The 26,141-nt window shown below is 38.7% G+C and carries 24 protein-coding genes, 1 tRNA gene and 2 rRNA genes; 9 read left to right on the top strand and 18 right to left on the bottom strand.

The genetic code is table 11. The features are described from left to right. Nucleotide 1: 1 nt before the first annotated feature. From ruvA to LQ201_RS14915, 15 genes are all read right to left on the bottom strand, one after another. Nucleotides 2-586 (bottom strand): Holliday junction branch migration protein RuvA, encoded by a 585-nt coding sequence (gene ruvA / locus LQ201_RS14985; RefSeq protein WP_116248904.1) that lies wholly within the window; start codon nt 584-586, stop codon nt 2-4. 6 nt (nt 587-592) lie between these two features. Beyond that, nucleotides 593-2,908 (bottom strand): NADP-dependent malic enzyme, encoded by a 2,316-nt coding sequence (locus tag LQ201_RS14980; protein WP_230146526.1) that lies wholly within the window; start codon nt 2,906-2,908, stop codon nt 593-595. Nucleotides 2,909-3,098: 190 nt separating this feature from the next. Then, nucleotides 3,099-4,502 (bottom strand): lytic transglycosylase domain-containing protein, encoded by a 1,404-nt coding sequence (locus LQ201_RS14975; protein WP_230146525.1) that lies wholly within the window; start codon nt 4,500-4,502, stop codon nt 3,099-3,101. A gap of 192 nt (nt 4,503-4,694) precedes the next feature. Further along, entirely contained in the window at nt 4,695-6,113 is a 1,419-nt protein-coding gene (gatA, locus tag LQ201_RS14970; RefSeq protein WP_230146524.1) for an Asp-tRNA(Asn)/Glu-tRNA(Gln) amidotransferase subunit GatA, read from the bottom strand. A gap of 17 nt (nt 6,114-6,130) precedes the next feature. Next, nucleotides 6,131-6,331 (bottom strand): twin-arginine translocase TatA/TatE family subunit, encoded by a 201-nt coding sequence (locus tag LQ201_RS14965; protein ID WP_029287719.1) that lies wholly within the window; start codon nt 6,329-6,331, stop codon nt 6,131-6,133. Nucleotides 6,332-6,342: 11 nt separating this feature from the next. Further along, entirely contained in the window at nt 6,343-6,702 is a 360-nt protein-coding gene (locus LQ201_RS14960) for a twin-arginine translocase TatA/TatE family subunit (protein ID WP_036669953.1), read from the bottom strand. A gap of 47 nt (nt 6,703-6,749) precedes the next feature. Further along, on the bottom strand, nt 6,750-8,045 hold the full coding sequence (locus tag LQ201_RS14955) for a murein hydrolase activator EnvC (RefSeq protein WP_230146523.1): 1,296 nt from the start codon (nt 8,043-8,045) through the stop codon (nt 6,750-6,752). Between the two features lie 186 nt (nt 8,046-8,231). After that, nucleotides 8,232-9,023 carry a DUF4292 domain-containing protein gene (locus tag LQ201_RS14950; RefSeq protein ID WP_230146522.1) on the bottom strand — a complete coding sequence of 264 codons (792 nt, stop codon included), beginning with the start codon at nt 9,021-9,023 and terminating at the stop codon, nt 8,232-8,234. Next, nucleotides 9,001-10,698 (bottom strand): tetratricopeptide repeat protein, encoded by a 1,698-nt coding sequence (locus tag LQ201_RS14945; protein WP_230146521.1) that lies wholly within the window; start codon nt 10,696-10,698, stop codon nt 9,001-9,003. The genes LQ201_RS14950 and LQ201_RS14945 overlap by 23 nt, the downstream gene beginning before the upstream one ends. A 55-nt stretch (nt 10,699-10,753) precedes the next feature. After that, a complete protein-coding gene (dut, locus tag LQ201_RS14940; protein ID WP_230146520.1) occupies nt 10,754-11,185 on the bottom strand; it encodes a dUTP diphosphatase in 432 nt (143 codons plus the stop codon). Nucleotides 11,186-11,283: 98 nt separating this feature from the next. Beyond that, the gene (locus LQ201_RS14935; RefSeq protein ID WP_230146519.1) at nt 11,284-12,768 is read right to left on the bottom strand and encodes an oligosaccharide flippase family protein; all 1,485 of its coding nucleotides are present in this window, start codon (nt 12,766-12,768) and stop codon (nt 11,284-11,286) included. A 78-nt stretch (nt 12,769-12,846) separates the two neighbouring features. Next, entirely contained in the window at nt 12,847-13,161 is a 315-nt protein-coding gene (locus LQ201_RS14930; RefSeq protein WP_230146518.1) for an acylphosphatase, read from the bottom strand. A 50-nt stretch (nt 13,162-13,211) separates the two neighbouring features. Next, nucleotides 13,212-14,168, bottom strand: a complete 957-nt coding sequence (locus tag LQ201_RS14925; RefSeq protein WP_230146517.1) for a nitronate monooxygenase family protein — start codon at nt 14,166-14,168, stop codon at nt 13,212-13,214. A 215-nt stretch (nt 14,169-14,383) separates the two neighbouring features. Beyond that, nucleotides 14,384-15,550 carry an amidohydrolase family protein gene (locus LQ201_RS14920; protein ID WP_230146516.1) on the bottom strand — a complete coding sequence of 389 codons (1,167 nt, stop codon included), beginning with the start codon at nt 15,548-15,550 and terminating at the stop codon, nt 14,384-14,386. 123 nt (nt 15,551-15,673) lie between these two features. Then, nucleotides 15,674-15,746: transfer RNA gene (locus LQ201_RS14915), tRNA-Thr, on the bottom strand. Between the two features lie 366 nt (nt 15,747-16,112). Between LQ201_RS14915 and LQ201_RS14910 the strand changes: the two genes are divergently transcribed. From LQ201_RS14910 to LQ201_RS14895, 4 genes are all read left to right on the top strand, one after another. After that, nucleotides 16,113-16,427, top strand: a complete 315-nt coding sequence (locus tag LQ201_RS14910) for a hypothetical protein (RefSeq protein ID WP_215124870.1) — start codon at nt 16,113-16,115, stop codon at nt 16,425-16,427. Nucleotides 16,428-16,516: 89 nt separating this feature from the next. Beyond that, nucleotides 16,517-16,828: a hypothetical protein gene (locus LQ201_RS14905; protein WP_057931900.1), complete on the top strand. Its 312-nt coding sequence runs from the start codon at nt 16,517-16,519 to the stop codon at nt 16,826-16,828. Between the two features lie 92 nt (nt 16,829-16,920). After that, on the top strand, nt 16,921-17,235 hold the full coding sequence (locus tag LQ201_RS14900; protein WP_057931901.1) for a hypothetical protein: 315 nt from the start codon (nt 16,921-16,923) through the stop codon (nt 17,233-17,235). 70 nt (nt 17,236-17,305) lie between these two features. Continuing rightward, nucleotides 17,306-18,637: a sigma-54 dependent transcriptional regulator gene (locus tag LQ201_RS14895; RefSeq protein WP_230146515.1), complete on the top strand. Its 1,332-nt coding sequence runs from the start codon at nt 17,306-17,308 to the stop codon at nt 18,635-18,637. Here the strand turns inward: LQ201_RS14895 and LQ201_RS14890 are convergent, their stop codons facing one another. Beyond that, nucleotides 18,638-21,112, bottom strand: coding sequence for an ATP-binding protein (locus LQ201_RS14890; RefSeq protein ID WP_230146514.1), 2,475 nt, complete (start codon nt 21,110-21,112; stop codon nt 18,638-18,640). A 140-nt stretch (nt 21,113-21,252) separates the two neighbouring features. Between LQ201_RS14890 and LQ201_RS14885 the strand changes: the two genes are divergently transcribed. From LQ201_RS14885 to rlmN, 5 genes are all read left to right on the top strand, one after another. Continuing rightward, on the top strand, nt 21,253-21,942 hold the full coding sequence (locus tag LQ201_RS14885; protein WP_230146513.1) for a YafY family protein: 690 nt from the start codon (nt 21,253-21,255) through the stop codon (nt 21,940-21,942). Nucleotides 21,943-22,014: 72 nt separating this feature from the next. After that, the gene (locus LQ201_RS14880; protein ID WP_230146512.1) at nt 22,015-22,575 is read left to right on the top strand and encodes a DinB family protein; all 561 of its coding nucleotides are present in this window, start codon (nt 22,015-22,017) and stop codon (nt 22,573-22,575) included. A gap of 121 nt (nt 22,576-22,696) precedes the next feature. After that, complete coding sequence (locus tag LQ201_RS14875; protein WP_230146511.1) at nt 22,697-23,218, top strand: NADPH-dependent FMN reductase; 522 nt, start codon at nt 22,697-22,699, stop codon at nt 23,216-23,218. Nucleotides 23,219-23,245: 27 nt separating this feature from the next. Beyond that, complete coding sequence (rluF, locus tag LQ201_RS14870; protein WP_230146510.1) at nt 23,246-24,217, top strand: 23S rRNA pseudouridine(2604) synthase RluF; 972 nt, start codon at nt 23,246-23,248, stop codon at nt 24,215-24,217. 90 nt (nt 24,218-24,307) lie between these two features. Next, a complete protein-coding gene (rlmN, locus tag LQ201_RS14865; protein WP_029280032.1) occupies nt 24,308-25,363 on the top strand; it encodes a 23S rRNA (adenine(2503)-C(2))-methyltransferase RlmN in 1,056 nt (351 codons plus the stop codon). 361 nt (nt 25,364-25,724) lie between these two features. On the opposite strand, the gene rrf (LQ201_RS14860) is transcribed toward rlmN, so the two are convergent. Further along, a 5S ribosomal RNA gene (gene rrf / locus LQ201_RS14860) occupies nt 25,725-25,836 on the bottom strand. A gap of 175 nt (nt 25,837-26,011) precedes the next feature. Next, nucleotides 26,012-26,123, bottom strand: a 5S ribosomal RNA gene (gene rrf / locus LQ201_RS14855). Nucleotides 26,124-26,141: the final 18 nt, after the last annotated feature.

Genomic DNA, 26,141 nt, shown 5'->3' with positions numbered 1-26,141 from the left:
TCTATAAAGTTTTTAAAGCTTGTTTAATTAGTTGCTCTACCGAAAGTGTTCCCTCTGTCACTTTTAAAATCTGGTCAATAGTTTTTTCGGCGGTTTGTTTGGCGAATCCGAGCATTACCAATGCTGATAACGCTTCATCTTTAACAGTATTGTGTTGAGGCATAGAAATTAATGAATCTACACCTTCTTTTTTTAGTTTGTCCTGTAGCTCTAAAACCAGGCGTTGTGCGGTTTTAGCTCCCAAGCCCTTAATTCTTTGAATTAGAGGCAAATCGGCTTTAACAATTGCGGTCTGGATTTCAACAGGTGTGATGGATGATAAAATCATTCTGCCCGTATTTGGCCCAATTCCCGATACCGATATTAAATGTAAAAATAAACGGCGTTCGCCTTCATCGGCGAAGCCGTATAATGTATGTGCATCTTCTTTTACATGCAGCCAGGTGTATAGTTTACACCTTTCTGCATCAGCTAAAGCGCTGTATGTATTTAAAGAAATGTTTATATGATAGCCTATACCTCCGGCTTCAACCACAACATAGGCTGGGTTCTTGAATGTCAATCTACCATCAATATAGGCGTACATGTAATTCTACTTTTTAGTTGTTTTTCCAAATATACCTTTTCGTTTCGATGTTGCAATTTCTTCTTTTGCTTGCACATCTACAACAGCAATGGTAACCATATTGACGATTTCGCGTACAGAACTACCTAATTGAACAATATGAACAGGTTTATTCAATCCTAACAAGATCGGACCCACCGCTTCGGCACCGCCTAACTCTTGTAACAATTTGTATGCAATGTTTCCAGACTCCAGATTTGGGAACACTAAAGTGTTCGCAGGAGCATCGGCCAAAGTGCTAAATGGAAAATTATCTTTCAGCAGTTCGTTGTTAATGGCAAAGTTTCCTTGCATCTCTCCATCCACAATTACCTCTGGGTGATTTTTATGCAGGAGGTTAACCGTTTCTCTTACTTTATTTGGGGTTACCCCATCATTTGAACCAAAGTTCGAATATGATAATAAAGCAATACGCGGCTTGATGTTAAACTGCTTAACAGATTTATCAAGCAATAAAGTAATATCTACCAACTCTTCTGCAGTTGGATCTACGTTTACGGTGGTATCGCCGAAGAAAACAGGACCTTTTTTGGTCATCATCATGTACATACCAGCAACGCGTTTTACACTCGGATCAACACCGATTACGTGTAAAGCAGGTTTAATGGTAGATCCATAATTTTTGGTCAGACCAGAAATCATCGCATCTGCTTCGCCAAACTCAACCATCGATGCACCATAGTAGTTACGGTCTCTCAATAATTTAGTGGCATCAGTTAATGAAACCCCTTTACGCTGACGTTTTTGATAAAGCGCCTCGGCATATTGTTTGGTTTTATCAGGGTTCTGCATCTGATCGATAATCTCAACACCTTCTAACTCTAAACCGTGCTCATCAATAATCGCCTGTATTTTATCTTTATTTCCTAAAAGTATCGGAATTGCGATATTCTCGTCGTTAACAATCTGTGCGGCCTTTAAAATCTTGTAATTATCGGCTTCAGCAAATACCACTCTTTTTGGATCTGTTTTAGCTTTGGTAGTGATGGCACGCATAATGGCATCATCCAAACCCAGGCGTTTTCTCAGTTCTTCGCTATAGGCATCCCAATCGGTAATAGTTTTACGGGCTACTCCACTTTCAATTGCTGCTTTAGCAACCGCGATAGAAACTTCAGTAATTAACCTGAAATCTACAGGTTTTGGAATAATATATTCTTTACCAAATTTAAGGTTACGGGCGTTGTAAGCTAAGTTCACAGCCTCTGGAACAGATTTTTTAGCTAATTCTGCAATGGCTTTAACGGCAGCGATTTTCATCGGCTCGTTAATTCCTGTTGCACGAACATCTAGCGCACCACGGAAAATATAAGGGAAACCTAAAACGTTATTTACCTGGTTCGGATAATCAGAACGGCCGGTAGCCATAATAATATCTTTACGGGTTTTAATCGCCAGTTCGTAGGCAATCTCCGGATTAGGGTTGGCCATCGCAAAAACGATAGGGTTTTTGGCCATCGAAGTCAGCATTTCTGCTGTAACACAATCTGCTGATGAAAGACCGATAAATACATCAGAATCTTTCATGGCTTCTGCCAAAGTGTTGATTTTCCTGTCGGTAGCAAATTCAGCTTTAATATCGTCAAGTACTTCACGATCTTTACGGATCACGCCAGAACGGTCGCACATAACGATGTTCTCTTTTTTAGCACCCAAAGAAACATAAAGTTTGGTACAAGAAATTGCAGCGGCACCAGCACCATTAACTACAATTTTGATCTTATCCATTTTTTTCTTGAAGATTTCGCAAGCGTTCAACAATGCCGCAGCCGAAATAATCGCTGTACCATGTTGATCATCATGCATGACCGGAATGTTCATTTCTTCCTTTAAGCGACGCTCAATTTCGAAACATTCTGGGGCTTTGATATCTTCTAAGTTAACACCACCAAAAGTTGGCTCTAAAGCCTTAACAATTTTCACAAAATCATCAACATTTTTGGTATCCAACTCTAAATCGAATACATCGATATCAGCGAATATCTTGAAAAGTAAACCTTTTCCTTCCATTACCGGTTTTCCGGCTTCCGGGCCAATATCGCCCAAGCCTAAAACGGCTGTACCGTTACTGATTACCGCAACCAGGTTACCCTTTGCGGTATATTTATAAACATCTTCTTTATTTTCTGCAATCTTCAAACACGGCTCTGCAACGCCAGGGGAATACGCTAAAGTTAAATCTCTTTGCGATGTTGTAGGTTTTGTGGGTACTACTTGTATCTTTCCTGGACGGCCTTGCGAGTGGTAATCAAGCGCATCTTGCTTTCTAGTGGTCTTACTCATTACGTAACTTATTAGTGACGGGGGCAAAGGTACAATTCTTTTTATGAGGCATAAAATAAAAAGCCTTTCAAAAAAGTTAAATAAGACGTTACACTAAGCTACCGCTACACTAATTGGATTAAACCAAGCATTGCTGATAGAATTTTAAATATTTGATCAAGAAATGAATACCACTGTTCGGTCGTCCCTACTAACCCCTGCTAATTTTCAGGATCATCCCTACTTGCAAACCAGCTTTTGATAAACGGTTGTCTCTTCTGATGCTCTGAACGGTTGCACCGTCAAATTTCTCTGCAATTTCAGACAGGGTGTCGCCGGTTTTAACCTTATAACTTAAAAACGATGATGGTGCTTTTAATGGCATCCGGTTTTTGGCATAAATCTTTAGTCTTTGCCCCGGCACCAGCGTTTTGGTTTTTAAACCGTTCCAAACCCTTAAATCCTGCACCTCTACACCATATTTATCAGCAACAGTTGTTAAGCTCTGTCCTGAGGTAACTTTATGATAAACTACTGAGGACGTAGCTATACTTTTAATTTTTTTCTTTCTTAAATCTCTTGCATCATCAGTACTCGCAGCCACCACTTTCATGCTTACATCCACTTCCTGGTTGTTGAGCACATCGTAAATGCCTGCGTAATCAACATCCCTCAACTTGGGCATTACAATACGCTTCGGCTCATCATCGGTACCATTTACAATCTTTTTCTTGTACGATGGGTTTAAGGCCATAATCGCCGCTTCATCAACATTTAACACTTTTGCAAGGGTAGATAGCGACACGAAACGGGTAGTTTGAACCGTATCGGTTTTTAAGAACATGCTCGAGGCCTGCGCGGTAATCTGATGTTTGCCAGAATAATTCATTACGTAAACCGCGGCAATAAATGCTGGTACATAATTTCTGGTTTCTTTAGGTAAAAACTGTCTGATTACCCAAAAATCCCTCGATCCTGCTTTATCGATAGCCCGGTTAACATTCCCCTTTCCGCAGTTATAAGCGGCAATGGCCAACAGCCAATCACCAAGCTCTTCAAAAGCATCTCTAAAATAGGCTGCCGCTGCATAACTGGCCTGGATGGGATCTTTACGTTCATCCACAAAATTATCCATCTTTAGGCCATAGGCTTTGCCGGTACCGAACATAAACTGCCAGATACCCGTAGCCCCTACTCTAGAAATGGCATGCGGATTCATCTGTGATTCGACAATCGTTAAATATTTTATTTCCTGTGGAATATTATAATCTTTTAAGGCTTTATCAAAAATCGGGAAGTAATAACTAGATAAGCCGATCATTTTCCCGAACATATCTTTACGCTTGGCATAAATATCGATATACTGCTGAACGTACTCGTTGTAAGGAAGGGGTACTGTTTTAGCAATAGAATCGAGCCTGAGTTTATAGATAAAGTTCTGGCCCATGGTTAATGGGTTTTCTGAAACAGCCGGTACAGCTACGGTATCAGTATTGATAAAAATGTTGTTGTGAATCTTCGGAAGACTATCCAGTTTGAGCGTTTGTTGCGCAGAAGAAGAAGAAATGTATCCTAAACAAGCGCAAATTGAAGCAAAAAGTAATTTTTTAATCATGGGCTATTGGTTCAAATTTTCATTAACCGTGGCATGTGTCACCACAAACCTTTATACAGATTCCTTTTCTTTCCATAATTAAGAAAAGAGTAAGAACCTGCGAACCTTCTAGACAATGCCTAGAAAAACAGTTAATAAAATGCCATTGCCATACTTAACTATAATGCTTTGTAACTCGCAATGACGATAAAACTATGATAAAAATGCCTGAGAAAAAGCCAGAAGCTTATCTTCCTCAAAATGTTTGGCTGTAAACTGTATACTTAACGGCAATCCTGCGGCATTATTGCCTAGCGGCAAAGCAATAGCCGGATTTCCACTTAAAGAAGGCAATACGGTAAAAATATCGGCCATATACATCACAATTGCATCCTGAACATTATCGCCAATTTTAAAAGCTGCTGTTGGTGCTACAGGAGAAAGAATTAAATCATAATCCTGAAACAAAACATCCATTTTTTCTCTGATCAACCGGCGAACCTGCTGTGCTTTTTGATAGTAAGCATCGTAATATCCAGCACTTAAAACAAAAGTACCTAAAAGGATGCGGCGTTTTACTTCCTCGCCAAAGCCTTCGGCGCGTGATAATTTATAAAGTTCATTTAGCGATTTCGCCTCCAGGTTACGATGTCCGTAATGAACGCCATCATAACGCGAAAGATTTGAAGATGCTTCGGCCGTTGTTAAGATATAGTAGGCCGGAACCAGATAATCCAACAGATCAAAAGAAACATACTCAACAGTATGGCCATCTGATTTGAGCTGCTCGATTGATTTTAAAATAGCCGATTTGATTTCGGGATCGAGGGCTTCGCTCTCAATAGTTTCTTTTAATACCGCTATTTTTTGTTTTTTATGTTCATTCAAATGAGCAGGGTAATCAGGCACTGCAACTGGAGAAACAGTAGAATCGTAATCATCAGCGCCGGCTAAAACCTGTAAAAGCAAGGCAGCATCTTCTACTGATGATGTAATTGGCCCAACCTGATCGAAAGAAGAAGCATAGGCGATAACACCATACCTTGAAATGCGCCCGTAAGTAGGTTTAAGCCCAATTTGGCCGCAAAATGCAGCTGGCTGTCTTACCGAGCCACCAGTATCAGTACCCAGGGCAGACAAACACATATCGGCCTGAACGGCTACAGCTGAGCCACCTGAAGATCCCCCTGGAACAAGATCGGGATTTGCAGCATTTTTAGCAACCCCATAGTATGAAGTTTCATTAGAGCCGCCCATAGCAAACTCATCACAGTTTAAACGGCCGATAATAACGGCATCTTCCTGTAACAATCGTTGCACAACTGTAGAAGAATATGGAGATACAAAACCTTCTAGCATTTTTGACGATGCAGTAACGATATGGTCTTTATAACAAATATTATCTTTAATACCAATTACCATCCCTGCAAGTTTACCTGCAGTACCTTCTTCTATTTTTTGCTGTATCGCTTTCGCCTGAACTTCGGCCGATAAAAAAAACACCTCATTAAATGCATTGAGGTGTTCATTATTTTCAATCTGCTTAAAATAATAAGCTAATAAATCGGGTAAAGTTAATTGCTTTTGCGCAATGAGTGTTTGAATCTCTTTAAGAGAGCTGTATTTCTTCAAAACTAAAATTATTGCAATTAAACGGTTTTATCACGGTTAGACGGATCTACCTGTTCTCCATCAACGCCATCTTTACCATCTTTAAATTCTTTAACACCTTTACCTAAACCTCTCATTAGTTCAGGAATTTTTTTACCACCAAATAATAACAATACCACTACCGCAATAATGATAATTTCTGGTGTTCCAAGCATTGCTGCTATTGTTGTATTTAACATGATTTTTTTGTTTAAACTTTTTCTTTGTCAGTTACAATTTTTTCGTCAGTAGGCTTGCTCAGATCAATGTGTGACTCACTTGCCTCTATTTTTTCATCAACCGGTGATTCTTCTGTTGGATGATGACGCTGACTATGGTTTACCGCTGTTTCTTCTGCTTCTTCTTTATCTAAATCCATGGCATTGATATTCCGATGGATTTCACGCTTTACACCATCAGAGGCATCTTTGAATTCTCTGATCCCCTTCCCTAGTCCTCTTGCAAGTTCAGGTAATTTTTTACCTCCGAACAACAATAGAACCACCACTAAAATGAGTACGATCTCTGATCCACCCATGTTTAAAAACTCTAATAACGTGCCTTGATACATCACTAATATAATTTATACAAATATAGACATTTTAACTTGTCTTAAGTTTATTTACTAATCCAAGCTTCAGGATTTAAAGTTCCCTGGCCTCTTCTAATCTGGAATTTTAAAATGGCGTCGTCACCAGTATTTGCTACAATTCCAATAGCCTGTTTGGTTTCAACTAAATTACCTACACTCACACTAACCGATCTTAAGTTTTGGTATACTGTAAAGTACTCGCCGTGGTTAATTACTACAGCAGTTCTACCCATAATATTTTGCACCATAACAACCTTACCTGCAAATATACTTCTAACAGCTGCCCCATCAGTGGTAGTGATATCTACTCCATCATTGGTATAACTTGCCTGGTCGATCTTATGTAAACCAAACCTTTCGGTTATTGTTCCTGTTGCTACCGGCCAAGGTAACCTTCCTCTATTATTTTCAAAACCTGCCGATAATCTGGCTGCCTCAGGTGTTGCAGTAAGCAATTCTCCTGTCGATTTTGCTTTAGCGGTTGGTGTAGCTGGTGCAGTAGGTACAGGTCTATTTTCAGCCTTGGCTTTTGCCGCCGCAATCCGTGCTTCTTCAGCAGCTTTTCTTCTTGCCTCTTCTGCGGCCTTCCTTCTCGCTTCTTCAATTGCCCGCTGAATTGCAGCACTAATGGCCCTGTCTATCTGAGCCTGTTGTTTTTTACGACTGGTAATATCCTGTTTAAACTGTTTTTCGTCCTTGCTCAGTTTGTTTAATTCTACTGATTGTTTACTTTTATCCTTGCTTAAACGCTCACGCTCTCTTTCCTGTTCCTTCAACAGATCACTTTTTTCCCTGAGTGTTTTATCCAGAACCTTAATCTTGCCGTTCAGATCTTGCTGCGTATTCTCAATGTATCCCGCCTGTTTTTTACGGTATTGACTAAACTGCTGTAAATACTTTATTCTTTTATATGCCTGGTTAAAATCCTTTGCTGCAAAAATGAACATCATTTTATCGTACGAATTTCTGTTCCGCTGTGCAAAGCGGATCATCCCCGCATACTCTTTTTTAAGATCGCCCAACTGACCTTGTAACGTATGTACGGTATTTGTGTTCTGAGAGATTTGGTTATCCAGATTTTTTATTTCAGAGTTGATTGTACCGATTTTATCCTGGCGCAATCTAATCTGGGCATTTATAGTATTAATCTGCTGTATAGTAAGCTTTTTACCACTCGCAGTTTTATTCAAATTCTTTTGAAGCTGTTCAATTTCGCGTTGTATAGCTTCTTTTTTCCTTCTGAGCTGGCTTTCAGTTTGTGCAACCGCCGAAAGGGTTAACACGCTTAAAAAAAGGATAAATAGGAGTTTTTGTAGCTTCATTAAGCCAAAAGTATAAAAATTTTTGTAGTAAAAATATTAAAATCGAGATACTAAAGTCATAATTACTTATTACAGAACTGTCTTCACTCAATCTTCATACATAACAAAGATTGCCAGCGCCGCTGTACTAATGCAGTACCTAACCTGGCAAATCATTGATAGCATATGTGAATGTAGTTTTTAAGCCTACTTTACAACCGTAAATCTCTTTGGTACATTAAACGGAAAATCGACAGGAACATTGCCATCAATTTTCACAAACTGTAGGTCGATGTTTATCCGCTTTGCTTTAGATAGTGTTTTGATCTGCAATGCGCTAGGAAATAATGATTCGTTTAATTTTTGATAATCGGTATAGGTAACTTTTAGCGCCTGACCGTTTTTAGTGTCATTTAAATTGGTTTCAGCTACTTTAAAAAGTGTGTTAAAAAGCAATTTATAATCTAACTCCGATTTGCTTCCGGAAACCACCCAAACACCATTTTCCTGTTTAACATCCGATTCTGGCTTTAAAAACTCGCCCATGGCATTACCCGTTAGAATGGCTTGCAAGGTGTTAAAATTAACCTGTTTATTGGTGAAGTTATAAATATAGCTGAAAGGTTTTTTTAGATATTCACTTTTTGCCCTGTTCATAATTTTAATGCTATCTGGCGTAATCAATGCTCTTGCTGGCTCGTATGCCCCACCTAGAGCCGTAATACTAACCCAAATGGTTTCCTTGTCTTTCATTCGGAAATTCATGGTTACATCGTTCACATCACCGGCAATATCTAAAGTGGCTTTTGCTTTTAAAGAAAGTGTATTAAATTTAAGTTGCTTGCTATTTAGTAGTGTTAAAGCTTCTGCTTTCGAATTATCAGTTTTGGTTTCTGTTTTGGTAGGAGGAGCCACTACAAGTTCTTTTTTAGGTTTACATGCCGAAACAAAAATTACAGCTCCTAACAGGAATGCGCTATTTAAAATACTTCTTTTCATTTATCTTTTTAATTAATACTTCTGATCCGTTTCCAGCCTCTTTTGCTTTTTGCCATTGGATTAATGCAGCATCCTTTTCACCTTTCATAAAAAGTATATCGCCATATCGCTCCAAGTAAACACTGTTTTTACTGCTATTGTTTTGCAAAGCCTTTTCGATCCATGTTTTCGCCAGATCGTATTTTTGCTGTTTAAACAGAATAAACGCGTAGGTATCTACAATTGAAGGATTATTAGGCATAGCATTGGCCGCTGTTTCTGCATATTTCGCCGCCTTGGTTAAGTCGTCATTTCTTAACGCCAGATAATAGGCATAATTATTCATGATGAGATAATTATCGGGTTCTGTTGAAATGGCTTTTTCGAAAGCTGTTTTAGCTAAGGCAAAATTATTCTGGTTGATGTAGATATCGCCTTGTAGTGCATAAATCTGTGCCTGCAGGCTTTTATTCTCCACATCCAACTGTAAGGAGGTTTTTAAATTGCTTTGAGCGGGCTCATATTTACCTGTTTTAAACAGGGCATAAGCCATATAATAATATAAGCTGGCCTGGTTGGGATAAATGCTTAGAGCCTCATCGCCAACCTTTATCGCTTCCTCATAGTGTCCAAGCAGTGTTTGGATATTAATAACCTGTTCCCACACAACATAAACCTGTTCGTTAAGTTTTAAAGCAGCCTGATATTGGGACAATGCATCTTTTAAGTGGTTCTGCTGATAAAGTACATCGCCATAAAGTGCCAATGCTTTTGCATCAGCCGGATTTTTTTCTGCAACCAGTTTACTTAGTTCAGTTACATTTTTGGCAACAATGGGTAGGTTAAGTTTCGGAAAAAGTGCCGCGACAATCTTCACCTTTTCCGTAAGTGGCATTTCATTACTTTCGAAAGCCAATTTTAAGGAAGAAAAGGCAGCTTCATCATTTTTCTGCTTACGGTAAATATCAGCCAAAGCCAGGTTTACCTCAAAATTATTGGGTTCGAGCTGCTGTGCTTTAGTTAATACCTTTAATGCTTCGGGATCATTTCCCTTCTGCAAAAGCAAACCTGCAGCATATAAATAGTTCTTTACATCAGCCTGATTGCCTTCCAGTAATTTAACAATATCACTTTCAGTGGCATTCCCGTTAGATTGCAGACGCTTTCTGGCATTTACCAGATCTCTTGATTCGCCAAATTTAGCCTGAATTTCATCATAGGTCTTTTTTGCAGCATCCAGCTGATTGCCCAAGAACTGTGCATTGGCTTTATCAAAATAATAGGCATCGTTTTCAGAATCGAGACGGATCAGCTGATTAAACACTTCAATCAGTTCGGGCATTTTATTGGTGCGCTTGTATACCTCACCGAGTAAGCGCCAGTACCATAAATTGCCGGCGTTTAATTTAATTGCCTGTTTTATATGCTGTTCAGCTTCCGAAAGTTTATCTAAACGCAGGTTTGCATTGGCCAGCTCGAAATAGGCTGCATGGTTATTTGGATCCAAGCCAACAATTTTATTGAAATTGGTGGAGGCAACAACATAATTTTCAGACATTTTCTCCCGTAAGCCCGCAAAAAACAATTGTTTTACCATATTGCTATCGCGATTGGTACTTAGCGTAACCGTTCCCTGCCCAAAGGCCTGGAAGCCCACTAAAGTGGCTCCAACAAGAAAATGCACTTTGTATTTCATATCATTTTATTCATCCAAAAATTAACTCAAAACTGAAAAACTGTGAACTCCAAACTTATTTCCCCGTATGTCCGTAGCCACCTTCGCCGCGTGCAGTTTCCCCTAATTGTTCAACGGTGTGCCAGCTAACAGTTTCGTGTTTTGCCACAACCATTTGAGCAATTCTATCACCATTAACGATTTTAAAATCTGTGTCTGATAAATTTACCAATAAAACTTTTATTTCACCACGGTAATCGGCATCAATTGTACCAGGAGCATTTACAATGCTAATACCGTGTTTATAGGCCAAGCCGCTTCTGGGTCTGATTTGTGCTTCGTAACCAATCGGTAATTCAATAAACAAACCTGTTGGCACCAATAAGCGCTGCAAAGGTTTCAATATCATTTCTTCTATTATTGATGCCCTCAGATCCATACCAGCCGCATGTGCAGTTTCATATTGTGGAAGTGGGTGTTCGGATGTATTGATAATTTTTATTTCCATTTTTTCTGAGATGTGTTCTTTAGGTTTATGGCTAATAGCTCATAGTTAAATGGCTATTGACTATGGGCCATCAACTTAAAAGATGAGCCTTGTCATTATTAACCTTTCTTCAGTATTTTCATTAAATCATTCTTTTCAAAATAGGCAATACCCGCAACAAAAACAATCAACATGGCATTGCCAATATAAATGTTCCGGTTAAAGATAAAAAATGAAGAGAACACAATTATTGTTGAAATAATTAAATAAGCTGAAATCTTTTTGAGGTTATAAGGGATGGGATAATATTTCTGTCCGAGCACATAAGATAAAACCATCATCACAAAATAAGCCAGCATACTTACCCAGGCAGAGCCCATATAGCTAAAGCGTGGGATTAAAACCACATTGAGCACAATTGTAATTATAGCTCCTGCAACAGAAATATAAAGTCCGAAACGGGTCTGATCGGATAGCCGGTACCAGATAGACAGGTTCATATAAACTCCCAGGCACACATAGCCTAACAATAAATAAGGAACTGCTGGTAAACCTACCCAATACTCTTGTTTGCGGATGAAAAATTTTAGCAGTTCGATATTTGCAATAATGGCAATAAAAAGAACAGATAGGGCAATTACGAAATATTTCAAAATTGTAGCATAGGTATCCCTTGCATTTTTCTCTTTTGCATGGCTAAAGAAAAACGGTTCGGCACCCAGCCTGAAAGCGGTGATAAAAATACTTAAGAAAATTGCTATTTTACATACTGCACCATAAATTCCAACCTCTCCATCGGCAATTTCGGGTGGCAATAGTTTTTGAAGTACTATTTTATCCAGGTTCTCATTTACGATGAATGACAGGTTCGCTACTAAAATTGGCCAACTGTAAGAAAACATATTACCAAAAAGCTTACCGTCAAAACGCAATTGTAACTTCATAAATTCGGGAAGCAAATAAATCAGGGTAACAACAGAAGCAATAAGGTTAGCTACAAAAACATAACCGATCCATTGATGTCTATACCATGATGCAAACCATTCTGTACCTATCCAATTGTGTTTTATGATCGCGGGAATCAGGTAAATGAATATAAGATTAAAGCCAACAAAGCAGCCAATATTCAAAAATTTGGCAACGCTATATTTAAATGGCCGGCCATCGGCCCTCAATTTGGCAAAAGGGATTACACAAATAGCATCAACAAAAAGGATCCATAAAAAGAAACTTACGTATTGTTTATAATCTGCAATTTCGGATGTTTTTGTGGCTAAATAACCCGCAATTGAAGAGGAAAAAATTAAACCTGTAATTAAGAAAAGTGATGAAATGAAAGCAATGCACAGAAATGAATTATTATATACCTGTTGCTTTTTATCATCAAATTTATTCAAATACCTAAAATAGGTACTTTCCATCCCAAAGGCTAAAACTGCATTAATCAACGATGCATTGGCATACATATTTGTGAAAATGCCATAAACACCTTTTTGGTAAACGCCCGTGTAGATAGGCGTGAGGATAAAATTGAACAACCTGGAAAAAACGGTACTGATACCATAAACCATGGTTTGTCCAAGAAACTTTTTATATACAGACATTTATGATTGAGATTTGAGTACTGCGTATTGAGATAGGCTCCTTAGTGGAACAATATAGCAATCCAACAATTCAGCAATTTATTTTCTTAAGATTTCAAAATTACGATAGTTTTTTACTTCACCATCGCTTACCACTACATTTTCTACCCGCGAGCGGTCTGGTCCTTCGTGGCACCAGTTTACAAATTCTTCCAGAAAAATATTTTCGCCTTCTGCTTCAATATAAACCGATCCGTCCTTTTCGTTCCTTACAAAACCGGTTACCATCATTTGGTTGGCAATAATTTTTGTGGTTTCTCTGAAGCCAACGCCCTGTACTTTACCTGTTATTGTTATATTGAGGTGTTTCACCCCTAAATCCCCTTGTGGAGACTTTATATTTTTTTCGCTCATGCTAAAATTTATTGTTGCAAAGTTAGTAAAGCAATTGTGTATCCCTATGTTTATAAGTCCAATTCGCTTTGTAAACTGTTAAATCTTTGCAGTTCGGACCTAAAACCTGACCATATTTCTTCCAGGATTTCTTTTGCAGGTTTAATTTCATCCAGCATAGCTGAAACCTGACCGATTTCGAGTTCTCCATTTTCCATGTCGCCTTTAAACATTCCTGCTTTTGCCCTTGCTCTGCCCAAAAGCTCCATTAAGCGGCCCCGGTCTGCGCCTTCAGCTTCTGCTACCGATATCGCATCGGCAAATTCATTTTTCAGCAACCGCACCGGAACCAGTTTTTTCATGGCCAGCCTAGTATCGCCTTCAGCAGCAGCAATAATTTTATTTTTAAATGCCGGATGAGCAGATGATTCTTCGGCAACAGCAAAGGCCGAACCTACCTGAACCGCATCTGCACCTAAAGCAAATGCAGCCAGCATGGCTTTTCCACTCCCAATGCCGCCAGCCGCAATAACCGGAATTTTAACAGCATCCCTTATCATCGGAATTAAACACATGGTGGTGGTTTCTTCCCTACCGTTATGCCCACCTGCTTCGAAACCTTCGGCAACAATAGCATCAACGCCAGCTTCCTGCGCTTTTATGGCAAACTTTGTATTGGCAATTACATGAACAACGGTAATACCCTTTTCTTTTAAAAAACTCGTCCATGTGGCGGGATTGCCAGCAGAAGAAAATACGATTTTAACTTTTTCTTCAATTACCACATCTATAATTTCCTGAATATTGGGATAGAGCAATGGAATATTAACACCAAAGGGTTTATCGGTAGCTAACCTGCATTTCTGGATATGTGATCTTAAAACATCAGGATACATTGAACCCGCTCCAATAATGCCAAGGCCTCCTGCATTCGAAACTGCCGATGCCAATCTCCACCCACTACACCAAACCATTCCCGCCTGGATAATTGGATATTTAATATTGAAAAGTTTACAGATTGGATTCATCGAAAATATTTACTTTACAAAATGAGTGACAAATTAGGAAATATCTGCTATCCTGAGAATATCCTGTCCAATTTTAAAGTACTTAACCTTAAAATATCAAATTTTTAATGTTAAAAGGCTAAATGGCATTAAAATTTATCATGAGAACAGATCATGCTTTAAAACACACTTTTTAAGATTGATATAAGAAATAACTAATGTATAATATCCAGATATTAAATTAACCGCTTTACATGGTCGCTTTCAATCGTAAAATCAGCGGATAGCTGGATTAGATTCAATCCTGGCTTTTTACCAATCGCTATTGTTCCAATTTGTCGATCAAGCTCCAAAAATTCAGCTCCATTTATAGTTGCCCACCGCAAAAGTTTTTCAAAAGGAACCTGTTTATATTTCTGTAACGTGATCATTTCTGATAGGATATTAAGTTGATGGTTACTTGCTAAACTATCTGTTCCTAAAGTAATCTTTACATTTTCTTCAATTAACAGATCAACATCGGGTAAAGCATTTTCGATATATAAGTTGGCTTGCGGACAAAGGCACCAATATAAATTATTGTTGTTTTCTTTTGCAAAGGCGATATCAGCCTGACTCGAAACCGTGTTATGCACCAACAAAGTTTTTTGCTCCTTAATATAGGGTAGCCAAGTTTGTAAAGATGCTTTTTTGGAGGGGGTAAAGAAAGAAATATCGAGCCCTAGAAATTTGTATAGCCCTAAAAATCCACCCGATTTATTTTCGAAGAAAGCATTTTCATCTTTAGTTTCCTGATTGTGAATACTAATAAAGGCGTTATCTCTTTCAGCCTCCACTTTTATCAATCCAAATAATTCAGGCGATACCGAATAAGGTGCGTGTGGTACAATTGAGGTGGGCAAAGCGCCAAAACCTTGCTTAATTTCCTTTACATAATCCATTATCGCATTTGCCCGTTCGGGATTAAAACCCATGGCTTCGATAAAAGTATGGTAGTATATTTTGCTATTCTCTTTTACTTCTTTTGACGAGATTTGATTGGAAATGTCGCCAACAGCTACAATCCCATTTTCGAACATTTTCTGATCAGCGGCATACATAGCCTTTTTAATCTCTTCTATATCGCCCTGCCTGCTTTTAATAATACTTTGTACAAATTCTACCAAACCTGTTTGCTCTGGAATTTGCCCCAACATATGCGAGAGTTCTAAATGGCAATGGGTATTGATAAAACCCGGAACGATTGATCCTTTATGTTTTGTAATGGCTAAACCAAGACTTGCGGCCTTTTCCGGGGTTAACACTTCCTCAATTTCACCATCTGGATTTACGGCTACCACTCCGTTTTTAATCGGCGGTGATGAAACAGGGAATATCCAATCGGCTGAAAAGTATTTTAACATACCGCAAATTAGCGGAATAACCGGAGCAAATAAAATATTTTTCTAAGCCAGGCCTATTCTGATAATGAAATGATCTTTGAAATTACGCTTCTAAAAGAAATTGGAAAATGGGGAAAGAAAAAGAGCCTCCTATCGGAATCGAACCAATGACCTACTGATTACAAGTCAGTTGCTCTACCAGCTGAGCTAAGGAGGCTTTCAATCGGGCTGCAATGATAGAAAAAAATCTTCTTTTTTAAAAATTGAAAATTATTTTTTTCTGGCTTGCTGTCAGATATTACCATCTGACAGCTAATTAACTCCAAAAAATTTTTAAAATCCGTCAGATGTTGCATCTGACGCACAAGAACGCTCTACATGCAATCTGCATTTCCAATTATCAAAAAATAACGCCAAAACTTGTAGTCATTCACCACAAATTGTGGAGAAGCTCTACAATGCCAAAATCTTGGCACACACACAAACACCTAAAAAACAGATAGTTAATTAAAATCAACGGTTTGGCATCATTGTGAAACATTAGCAAGTATTGTTACACAAATTAAATTTTTAATTATATACTATGAAAAAGTTCGTTTTAGCAGCTACAGTATTAGCATTAGCAGGATTCTCAGCAGTACAGGCAAGTGAGGTAAAAGATTTTAAAACTACTGCAATTGTTGCAGTTCAAGATAGTGCAGTGAAAACTCCTGTTAAATTGGAAGAACTTCCTGAGCCAGTAACAACAGCATTAAAATCTGATGCTTACAAAGGATGGACCGCTACTGAAGCCTGGTCGGTGAAAGAAGGAGCAAAAGAGTATTACTTAATCAACGTTAAAAAAGAAGCAGAAACCAATTCTGTTAAAATTGACAAAGACGGTAAACCAGTTCAATAATCAACACAAAAATAATCGTTCCATAATTAAATAATAATTAACAAGCATATTGACGTAACGCAAGTTACAAACACTTTAAATTATATACCATGAAAAAGATCATTTTAGCCGCTACTTTAGCATTCGCAGGATTCACAGCAGTTCAAGCAAGTGAAGTAAATACAATTAAAAACGCTGCAATTGTTGCAGTTCAAGATAGTGCCGTAAAAACTCCAGTTAAATTGGAAGAACTTCCTGCACCAGTAACCACCGCATTAAAATCGGATGCATACAAAGGTTGGACTGCTACTGAAGCTTTCTCTGTTAAAGAAGGTACGAAAGAATATTATTTAATTAATGTTAAAAAAGAAGCAGAAACTGGTTCAGTTAAAATCGACAAAGACGGTAAGCCAGTACAATAACCTCAATAAATACGCCGCACAGGCATAATCAATATAAGCGTGGCCTTCGGGCTGCGCAAAATAAAAAATAATACTATCTAAAAAATAATATCATGAAAAAATTAATTTTATCAGCTGCGTTCTTAGCTTTTGCAGGATTCTCAGCAGTACAGGCAAGTGAAGTAAATACAATTAAAAATGCTGCAATTGTTGCAGTTCAAGATAGCGCAGTTAAAACTCCAGTTAAATTGGAAGAACTTCCTGCTCCAGTTACAACAGCGTTAAAATCTGATGCATATAAAGGATGGACTGCTACTGAAGCTTGGTCTGTTAAAGAAGGAACAAAGGAGTACTACTTAATCAATGTTAAAAAAGAAGCAGAAACTGGTTCGGTTAAAATTGATAAAGACGGTAAGCCAGTACAATAAAAACCCAAATAATTACATCTACCTATTATAAGAAAGCCGGATTATGTCCGGCTTTTCTTATTTTTGTTACATGGCGAGAATCCTGATCTTAGAAGACGATACTACATTTGCTCAATTACTTGAAGGTTTTTTAACAAAAAACGGTCATGAGATTACCCTTGTAACCCAAGTAAAGCAATCATTTAAGCAAGTTGAAAACAATGAATTCGACTTACTTTTAATCGATTACCGTCTTCCGGATGGGACAGGTCTTGAAGTGCTTAGCCACATCCGTGATCTGGGTCTATCCATACCTGCAATCATCATGACCAGTTTTAATGATGTTCGGACCGCAGTCAGATCTATCCAATTGGGTGCTTTTGATTATATTACCAAGCCGGTTAATCCAGATGAATTACTAATGGTGATCAAAAATTCTTTAGCTAAAAAGGATTTAAAAAGTGTTGAACCAAAAGAAACAAACAGTGATTTTATAAAAGGGAAAAGTGCCGTTGCAGATAAACTGTATGAGCACATCAGCTTGGTAGCCCCAACTGATATGTCGGTAATTATACAGGGCGAGAGCGGTACAGGAAAAGAATTTGCCGCCAGAACCCTGCACCAGCAGAGCAAGCGTGCCGATAAACCTTTCGTAGCAATAGATTGTGGTGCACTATCAAAAGACTTAGCGGCCAGCGAATTATTCGGACACGTAAAAGGTGCTTTTACAGGCGCTTTAAATGATAAAAAAGGTCAGTTTGAGGCTGCAAATGGCGGAACACTATTTTTAGATGAAGTGGGTAACCTAAGTTACGAAGTGCAGATTAAATTACTTAGGGCCTTGCAAGAAAGGGTAATCCAGCCTTTGGGCAGTACCAAACAAATCCCTGTTAATGTTCGCATCATTACGGCTACCAATGATGATCTGTCTAATAGTATGCAACAGGGTGAGTTTAGAGAAGATTTATATCATCGTTTAAATGAGTTCAAAATCCAGCTTCCGCCATTGAGAGATAGAGGTGGAGATTTAGAACTGTTTATCAACCACTTTATACAGCTATCAAACCGCGATTTAGAACGGAATGTGAAAAGTGTTTCTAATGAGGCAAAAACACTTTTGCTTAGTTACGATTGGCCTGGAAATTTGCGCGAGCTTAGCAATGTGATTAAACGTATGGTTTTATTAAGCCCGGGCGATGTTGCCCAGATTGGTGCATTACCTGATGAAATGATGATTTCTATCCGTCAACAGTCAGCTCCAGGTAATTCATCCGACCTTAAAGCGGTAAACGAACAGAATGAAAAAGCATTGATTACTGAAACGCTGATCAAAGTGAGACATAACAAATCAAAAGCCGCGAAGATTTTAAACATCGACCGTAAAACCCTTTACGCCAAGATGGAGCGTTACGGCATAGAATAATTATCCGGCATTGGCGTAGTCGATTTCCTCCATAAAGGCAATCAAGCTATCCAGTTTTCTGATCTGTAATAAAACTTCAGATTTAATATTGGTGGTTAAGCCTTTTTCGGCAATTTCTAATTCCAGGGTGCGGAATGCGTTTGCCAAAGTCTTCGAACCCATCTGCGCCGTTCGTCCTGCAAGGCGGTGAACCAGTAACCTGGCCTGATCTAAGTCATTATCGATCAAATGTTTTTTCAACGCTGCAGCATCATCTATAGAATCCTGTTTAAAACGGTTCAATATTTTCTCCAGCATTTGCTGGTCGCCAAAGGTCATTTTCTCAATGGAAGAAAAATCGAATTCAGGCTGCTGGGTTAAAATTTCGGTTCTATCAAATATAGATAGGATATCAACGGCCCTAAAAGGTTTCATGATCAGTCCATCAAAGCCCTCGCTCAAAACCATTTCACGTTCTTCCGGTAAAACCTGTGCAGTAATGGCGTAAAATTTAATGTGCGCCGGGAGTTTCTTTTTTAATAAATGACAAAGTTCGAATCCTGTCATTTCGGGCATGCGCATATCAACAAGCACATATTTTAAATCCGGCTCAGGTGCTGCGTGCAGGATGTCGGCTACCTGGGTAAAGCTTCTAAACGGGATTTTATTTTTCTGAAAAATCATTCCGCATAAATCTAAAATGAGTTTATCATCATCAATTACCCAAACCGTGCCTGGATTTACAATCGCATAATGTTCTAAATCTAAAGTATCGTTTACACGCTCGGTAGTATTTTCATATTTCATGTAAATATTAAATGTGGTACCAATGCCCGGTTTACTTTTCACATAAATTCTTCCTCCTTGTGTTTCGATCAAAGATTTAACAATAGGCAGTCCCAACCCCGTACCAGCCTGGTTGATAATATATTTTTCAGGAGATTCTATCTGCTCAAATTCATTAAAGATTTTGGGAATATCTTTTTCTTCAAAACCGATTCCGGTATCTTTTATAGTAAAATGGAAATGCAGATCGTCGCCTTGCTTTTTATACGATACAGAAAGTTTAATTTCACCTTTCAACGTAAATTTTACGGCGTTCCCCAATAAGTTAAATAAAATCTGCTTTAGCCTAAAAGCATCGCCTTTTACAAATTCCAGATCGGCAAGATCAAGTGCTGTATTTAACTGAAGTGATTTCTGTTCTGCCAAAGGCCGCATTACCGAAACTACCTCATCTAAAGCTTTTTTGATGTTGAACACTTGGTTATTAAAACTAAATTCGCCCGAAATAATCCGGTTATAATCTAATACCTCGTTCACAATCTGAAGTAAATGAATGGAAGATTGATAAATGGCATCCACATCTTTCTTATTCGGTACATCCTGCTGGGTAATCAGTTCGGCATAGCCTAAAATAGACTGCAGTGGCGTTCTGATCTCATGGCTCATGTTCGATAGAAACCGTTGCTTAGCCTTACCATGGTATTCTGCTTCATCTTTAGCAAGCTCCAATGCCCTTCTGTACCTGTTGCTTTTTGTAATGTCAGCTAAAATTAAATACAGCAGAATAACCGTTAAGAGAAAAAAGATAATGATAATGGTTGTGATCTGCGTAATCCCATCATTAACCACCTCTTTGGCCTGGATGCCGTTTAAATCTATCTGGGCCACTGCCTCCCCCTCCACTTCTCTTAAAATCTGTAGCATCTGGGCAGTCAGGGCATTACTGGCATTTGACAGGTCTGCTTCGCGTTTTAAAAATTTCTGGCTTTTCTGGCGTTGCTCCAGTTCGATATTTTTTAAGGCCCCCGTCATGCTCTTCATAATGCTATCTTCAGCTTTAGCATTCAGCGTATCGCGCTTTACCTTAAATTCCTCATTAATGATTTTATACACATCAGATTTCTTCTTGCCAAACAGTTTACTCAAAAAACCCCTCGATTTCTGTTCTTCTTCAGGTGCAACCGTAGTGGTTGATGTAGTTGTCTCGGTGGTCAGTACCGCACTGTCTGTTTGCCTGGTACGTGTGGCAACCAGTTCATTTAATTTCTGAACCTCATTAGAGAAAGATTTGGTATTCACCAATGTTTCTCTCACTTTTAAATAATTGATAAATTGTTTATCCCGGTCGGTTAACAGATTCTTGATCGACTTTATCCTGGCCAACTGAGCGGAATCGCCCTTGTACAATTTACGTAAGGTATCTAAACTAGCCCTCAACTTACGCGACTCTTTAAGAAAACTATAGGTACCTTGTTTATTGAAAGCTTCATCCCTTTGTAACTGATCTAACCTGGCAATCTTATGTGAGAGATCATTTACAATCCTTAAGCGGTCGTTTGGGGCCGAAATTTCTTCAACAGTATCCAGCATCCGTGTAAAAGCAAATTTACTGATACCCCAAGCCAATAACAATGCAAAACAGGCAAACAGGAAACCTATAATTACTTTACTTTTTACTGCCCGGAAGAAACGCTTTTGGATAACAGCCATTTAATTCAGATTATATACAATAAACCATCATTATAACGGCTTAACTTGTAGAATTGATATGTATTTATCTTTTACAAATAACGTACCACAAGAAAAATTGATTAAAAAACTTTAATTTTAAATGCCTAAAAAAACAAACTATGAACCGTATCGACCGACTTTTCGGAATCTTAACCCTGCTTCAATCCAGAAAATACATTACCGCAGAAAAAATTGCGGAAAGGTTTGATATGAGCATACGCACGGTTTATCGCGATATTAAAGCGCTAGGCGAGCAAGGAATACCGGTAAGTTTTGAGCAGCATAAAGGTTATTATCTGGTTCAGGGTTATTTCCTGCCCCCAGTTTCTTTTAATATGGATGAAGCCAATGCATTGCTATTGGTTGAAAGTTTGGTGAACGGATTTGCTGATAATTCCATCCGCACCCATTACTCTACAGCACTGACAAAAGTAAAGGCGGTATTAAAATCGGGACAAAAAGAAAAGCTCGAAACCTTAAACCAACATATTAAACTTCAGATTCCGGAAAGGTTAAATTTTAACTTCGAATACCTATCACTTATTCAACACGCCATTACCGAAAAACACATGATCGAACTCGATTATAAAAACAATAAGGAGGAAGTGAGCAAAAGAGAAGTAGAGCCAATTGGATTGATTTTCTATGCTTTTAGCTGGCATTTAATTGCCTGGTGCCATTACCGGAATGAATACCGTGATTTTAACCTCACCCGGATTATCTGCCTTAAAAATCTAGGTATTCCTTTCAAAAAAATGCAGCACATGCCGCTAAGTGAATACATGCACCTGCTTCCTGTAAATTATTAAAAAAATATTTTTCACACTGCCATAGGGTTGTCAGTGGGCTGTGTTTTCTTTGTATAACTAAACACCAAAATCATGAGTATAGCCGATTTACTACTAATGGATTTAAATACCGCAGAAAAAACAAAACAGAAAAATATGGAAATCATTAAATTATTATTGAAAGAGTTAGAAGCTGAATTTAATACAACAAAAAAATTCCTGGCCATTGTACCTGTAGATAAATTTGACTGGGCACCACACGAAAAAAGCATGAAAATGAAATCGCTTGCAGTTCATATTGCTGATCTGCCGAGTTGGGTTTCACTGGCTTTAACTACGGATGGACTGGATTTTGAAACAGCACCATATGTAGAAAAACCTGTAGAAAGCTCCGGTGACCTGGTTAAAATCCTAGAGGAGAATTATGCACTGGGAAAAGCAGAATTGGAAAAAGCTACAGAAGAAGATCTAAATGGCCGTTGGGTATTGAGCATGGGCAAACAGGTCTTGGCAGATTATTCTAAATATGAAACCATCCGCCATTCACTTAGCCAAACCACCCACCACAGGGCACAGTTAGGCGTTTACTTAAGACTGTTGGATATCCCAATCCCAGGAAGTTATGGTCCAAGTGCGGACGATCAAAACTTTTAGTTCTTAATAATTTTTTCGAATGGGCTATTGAAACCTGATGCGTTTCGATGGCCCGTTTTGAAATGACAACACGATTACCAGACTACCTTGATATTCCATTTACGCTTTGCTACTTTTAGCAATGAAAAAAATATTGGCAATCTCTGGCAGTACGAAAGCAGTATCAACCAATGCACTTTACATAACTGCCATCTCCAGGTTTTTGGGTGGAAACTTCGAGGTAACAAACTTTCCATCCATTGCAGATATCCCACATTTCAATCCTGATTTAGACCAGGAATATCCACCACAGCCCGTCGAAGAACTTCGCTCAACCATCAAAAAGGCAGATGGAATCATCATCTCAACACCAGAATACGCAATGGGTTTACCAGGTTCGTTAAAAAACCTCCTCGACTGGACCGTAAGTTCAGCATCATTTTCAGGGAAACCCGTTTTAGCACTTGTTGCTTCAACCCAAGGCGAAAAAGCTTATCAATCCATCATTGATATTTTAACGGTAATTGAAGCAAGGGTATCGCCTCAGCTTATCTCATTTGCAAAAGCGAAGATCAATAACGAGGCAGCAATTACCGATGAGGAAACTTTAACCGCGTTCAAAAGCACCATCAATTCATTTGTTGCCAGTATGGAGAATGGATAACACGATTTATTTCCGTAAAATTGCAGTATGAACAATAACTCTGCAACCCGTTTAAATAAATTCATCAGTGAAAGTGGATTATGTTCACGCCGTGAAGCAGACCGTTATATTGAAAAAGGCACAGTTTTCATCAACGGAAAAAGGGCTAAAATAGGCGATCAGGTTTTTGCAGGCGATAAAGTGATGGTAAATGGCCATAATATCGAACCTAAAGAAGAAAGTAATTTCATCCTTTTGGCTTTTAATAAACCTGTCGGCATTACCAGTACCACAGAAGGCAGCGTACGCGATAATATTGTAGATTATGTTAACCATAGCGAAAGAATATTTCCAATTGGCCGATTGGATAAAGATTCTTCAGGTTTAATCTTCCTGACCAATAACGGCGATATCGTTAACAAAATTTTAAGGGCGGGTAATAAACACGAAAAGGAATATGTGGTAACGGTAAACAAACCGATTACGGAAGATTTTATTTTCGAGATGAGCAATGGTGTTCCAATTTTAGGGGTGAATACGCGTAAATGCAAGGTAAGGCAGATCAGCACATTTGTTTTTAATATTATCTTAATTCAGGGCTTAAACAGGCAGATCCGTAGAATGTGCGAGCATTTTGGTTATGAGGTTACCAAGCTCGAGCGTACCCGCATTATGAATATCAATCTAAAAGGTATTCCTACAGGAGAATTTAGAGAACTTACCGAGGATGAGATGAAAAGCATCACCAAAAGTGTTGAAAATTCATCATCAGAGGCCAAAATAAAACCTAAAACCGCTAAGAAAAAAACAAATACGTGGGAAGAAATCCCTGAACTTAAAGAAGAACAGCAAAAAAAGGCATTTAAACCAAAGCCGTCTGGCCCAAAATCAACAGGAAAAAAGGGCGCAGGTCATTCAGTGGCAAAACCAACAGGTAAAAGCAATGCGGGAAACAGAAATTCCAGACCTGCCAAAGGTAAAGCTATCAGCAAGTCAAACTCAAGAGGCAGAGGAAGATAAAGCTAATTAATTGTAAAATTTGGCATCTTGTAGGCACCCTCAAGCTTCTGTCTTTCTGCCTTACACCTTTTTTAAGTACCTTTGCAACAAATGGTAACAGCAAAAAAAACCGATATCCGTGCATTGGATCTACCTCAGTTGCAACAACATCTTGTAGCGATGCAACAACCTGCATTTAGGGCTAAACAGATTTACCAATGGCTTTGGGAGAAATCGGCTACAAGTTTCGAGCAGATGAGCAATCTTTCTAAAGATCTTCGTAAAGCATTGGACGAAACTTTTGCCATTAATGCTGTTCAGGTTAACAATTCTCAGTTTAGTAACGACCATACCATTAAAAACACTTTCAGGTTAGCAGACGGTAATATTGTAGAGGGGGTTTTAATTCCTTTAGAAGACCGTATGACCGCTTGCGTAAGCTCTCAGGTAGGCTGCAGTTTAACCTGTAAGTTCTGTGCAACTGGCTACATGGACCGTAAGCGCAATTTAAACGCTGATGAGATTTATGACCAGGTTGTATTAATTGATAAGCAGGCTAAACAGAATTACAACAATCCCCTTACCAATATCGTGTATATGGGCATGGGAGAGCCGTTGTTAAACTACGCCAATGTATTGAAATCGATTGAGCGTATCACTGCACCAGATGGCTTAAACATGAGTTATAAGCGTATTACGGTTTCTACAGCGGGTATTGCTAAAATGATCAAAAAATTGGGCGATGACGGTGCTAAGTTTAATCTCGCACTTTCACTTCACGCCGCTGATGATAAAAAACGTAACGAGATCATGCCAATCAATGAGGCCAACTCGTTAAAAGCATTAGCCGATGCGTTAAAATACTACTTCGCTAAAACTAAAAATCCGGTAACTTACGAATACATTGTTTTTAATCACTTTAACGATGAAATTTCGGATGCTATGGATTTAGCTAAATTCTGCAAACATATTCCTTGCAAGGTAAACCTGATCGAATATAATCCCATTTCTTTCGCTGATTTCACCAATGCCGAAGGCGATAAGATCGATGCTTTTTCTAATTACTTGAAAAGCCAGGGGATCAACACCAACATCCGCCGTAGCCGTGGTAAAGATATTGATGCTGCTTGTGGTCAGTTAGCAGTTAAAGAAGAAGCTAATGCTTAATCTCCACATTTAAAATTCAATATTATTTATTAAGCATAATCTAAAGATTAATTTTTTGATTATTAGGAGCGCAGTAACAGTAACATGTATGTTCGGTTCCGTCCTGCTGTACGCTGCAATCCTTTTTGGAAACCCTTGGGATAGACAATCTACCGCTGCCCAAAAGGGATTTCCGCTGCCATCAGGGCTATTGAACCTGGGACGGAAGGTGTAAAAAATCAGCGGAGATCAGCATAATCAGCGGGAGCAGTGCCTTAACCCATCTTAACTCCTTAATGGTGAAAACAAGATAGGCATGGCTATAAAATGCTTTTAAACGAAGAAAACCCTTCAACATTGCTGCTGAAGGGTTTCTTTTAAGATCTGGCACCGACCTACTCTCCCACGTGTTACCGCAGTACCATCGGCTCTGGTGGGCTTAACTTCTCTGTTCGGAATGGGAAGAGGTGGACACCACCGATATAGGCACCTGAATATTTTTTTCAAGACTAAAGAAGAAAGCTTAAAGACTAAAGCGGCATTGCCTTTGGTCTATGCTCTTTCAGCTTTTCGCCTTTCAGTATTTCAATTTCACCGGCCTTAAAACACAGAGCCCTGTATATAACGAAGAAAACCCTTCAACATTTCTGCTGAAGGGTTTCTTTTAAGATTTGGCACCGACCTACTCTCCCACGTGTTACCGCAGTACCATCGGCTCTGGTGGGCTTAACTTCTCTGTTCGGAATGGGAAGAGGTGGACACCACCGATATAGGCACCTAAATGTTTTTATTTGAGCTG

Source organism: Pedobacter sp. Bi126, from assembly GCF_918698245.1.
Lineage (GTDB): Bacteria > Bacteroidota > Bacteroidia > Sphingobacteriales > Sphingobacteriaceae > Pedobacter.
Note: the sequence above shows the minus strand (reverse complement) of the source record. Positions and strands in the feature narration are given on the sequence as shown.

Coding starts and splice junctions, on each gene's coding strand:
- ruvA (WP_116248904.1), bottom strand. CDS start 586: ATGTACGCCTATATTGATGGTAGATTGACATTCAAGAACCCAGCCTAT.
- LQ201_RS14980 (WP_230146526.1), bottom strand. CDS start 2,908: ATGAGTAAGACCACTAGAAAGCAAGATGCGCTTGATTACCACTCGCAA.
- LQ201_RS14975 (WP_230146525.1), bottom strand. CDS start 4,502: ATGATTAAAAAATTACTTTTTGCTTCAATTTGCGCTTGTTTAGGATAC.
- LQ201_RS14965 (WP_029287719.1), bottom strand. CDS start 6,331: ATGTTAAATACAACAATAGCAGCAATGCTTGGAACACCAGAAATTATC.
- LQ201_RS14960 (WP_036669953.1), bottom strand. CDS start 6,702: ATGTATCAAGGCACGTTATTAGAGTTTTTAAACATGGGTGGATCAGAG.
- LQ201_RS14955 (WP_230146523.1), bottom strand. CDS start 8,045: ATGAAGCTACAAAAACTCCTATTTATCCTTTTTTTAAGCGTGTTAACC.
- LQ201_RS14950 (WP_230146522.1), bottom strand. CDS start 9,023: ATGAAAAGAAGTATTTTAAATAGCGCATTCCTGTTAGGAGCTGTAATT.
- LQ201_RS14945 (WP_230146521.1), bottom strand. CDS start 10,698: ATGAAATACAAAGTGCATTTTCTTGTTGGAGCCACTTTAGTGGGCTTC.
- dut (WP_230146520.1), bottom strand. CDS start 11,185: ATGGAAATAAAAATTATCAATACATCCGAACACCCACTTCCACAATAT.
- LQ201_RS14935 (WP_230146519.1), bottom strand. CDS start 12,768: ATGTCTGTATATAAAAAGTTTCTTGGACAAACCATGGTTTATGGTATC.
- LQ201_RS14930 (WP_230146518.1), bottom strand. CDS start 13,161: ATGAGCGAAAAAAATATAAAGTCTCCACAAGGGGATTTAGGGGTGAAA.
- LQ201_RS14925 (WP_230146517.1), bottom strand. CDS start 14,168: ATGAATCCAATCTGTAAACTTTTCAATATTAAATATCCAATTATCCAG.
- LQ201_RS14920 (WP_230146516.1), bottom strand. CDS start 15,550: ATGTTAAAATACTTTTCAGCCGATTGGATATTCCCTGTTTCATCACCG.
- LQ201_RS14910 (WP_215124870.1), top strand. CDS start 16,113: ATGAAAAAGTTCGTTTTAGCAGCTACAGTATTAGCATTAGCAGGATTC.
- LQ201_RS14905 (WP_057931900.1), top strand. CDS start 16,517: ATGAAAAAGATCATTTTAGCCGCTACTTTAGCATTCGCAGGATTCACA.
- LQ201_RS14900 (WP_057931901.1), top strand. CDS start 16,921: ATGAAAAAATTAATTTTATCAGCTGCGTTCTTAGCTTTTGCAGGATTC.
- LQ201_RS14895 (WP_230146515.1), top strand. CDS start 17,306: ATGGCGAGAATCCTGATCTTAGAAGACGATACTACATTTGCTCAATTA.
- LQ201_RS14890 (WP_230146514.1), bottom strand. CDS start 21,112: ATGGCTGTTATCCAAAAGCGTTTCTTCCGGGCAGTAAAAAGTAAAGTA.
- LQ201_RS14885 (WP_230146513.1), top strand. CDS start 21,253: ATGAACCGTATCGACCGACTTTTCGGAATCTTAACCCTGCTTCAATCC.
- LQ201_RS14880 (WP_230146512.1), top strand. CDS start 22,015: ATGAGTATAGCCGATTTACTACTAATGGATTTAAATACCGCAGAAAAA.
- LQ201_RS14875 (WP_230146511.1), top strand. CDS start 22,697: ATGAAAAAAATATTGGCAATCTCTGGCAGTACGAAAGCAGTATCAACC.
- rluF (WP_230146510.1), top strand. CDS start 23,246: ATGAACAATAACTCTGCAACCCGTTTAAATAAATTCATCAGTGAAAGT.
- rlmN (WP_029280032.1), top strand. CDS start 24,308: ATGGTAACAGCAAAAAAAACCGATATCCGTGCATTGGATCTACCTCAG.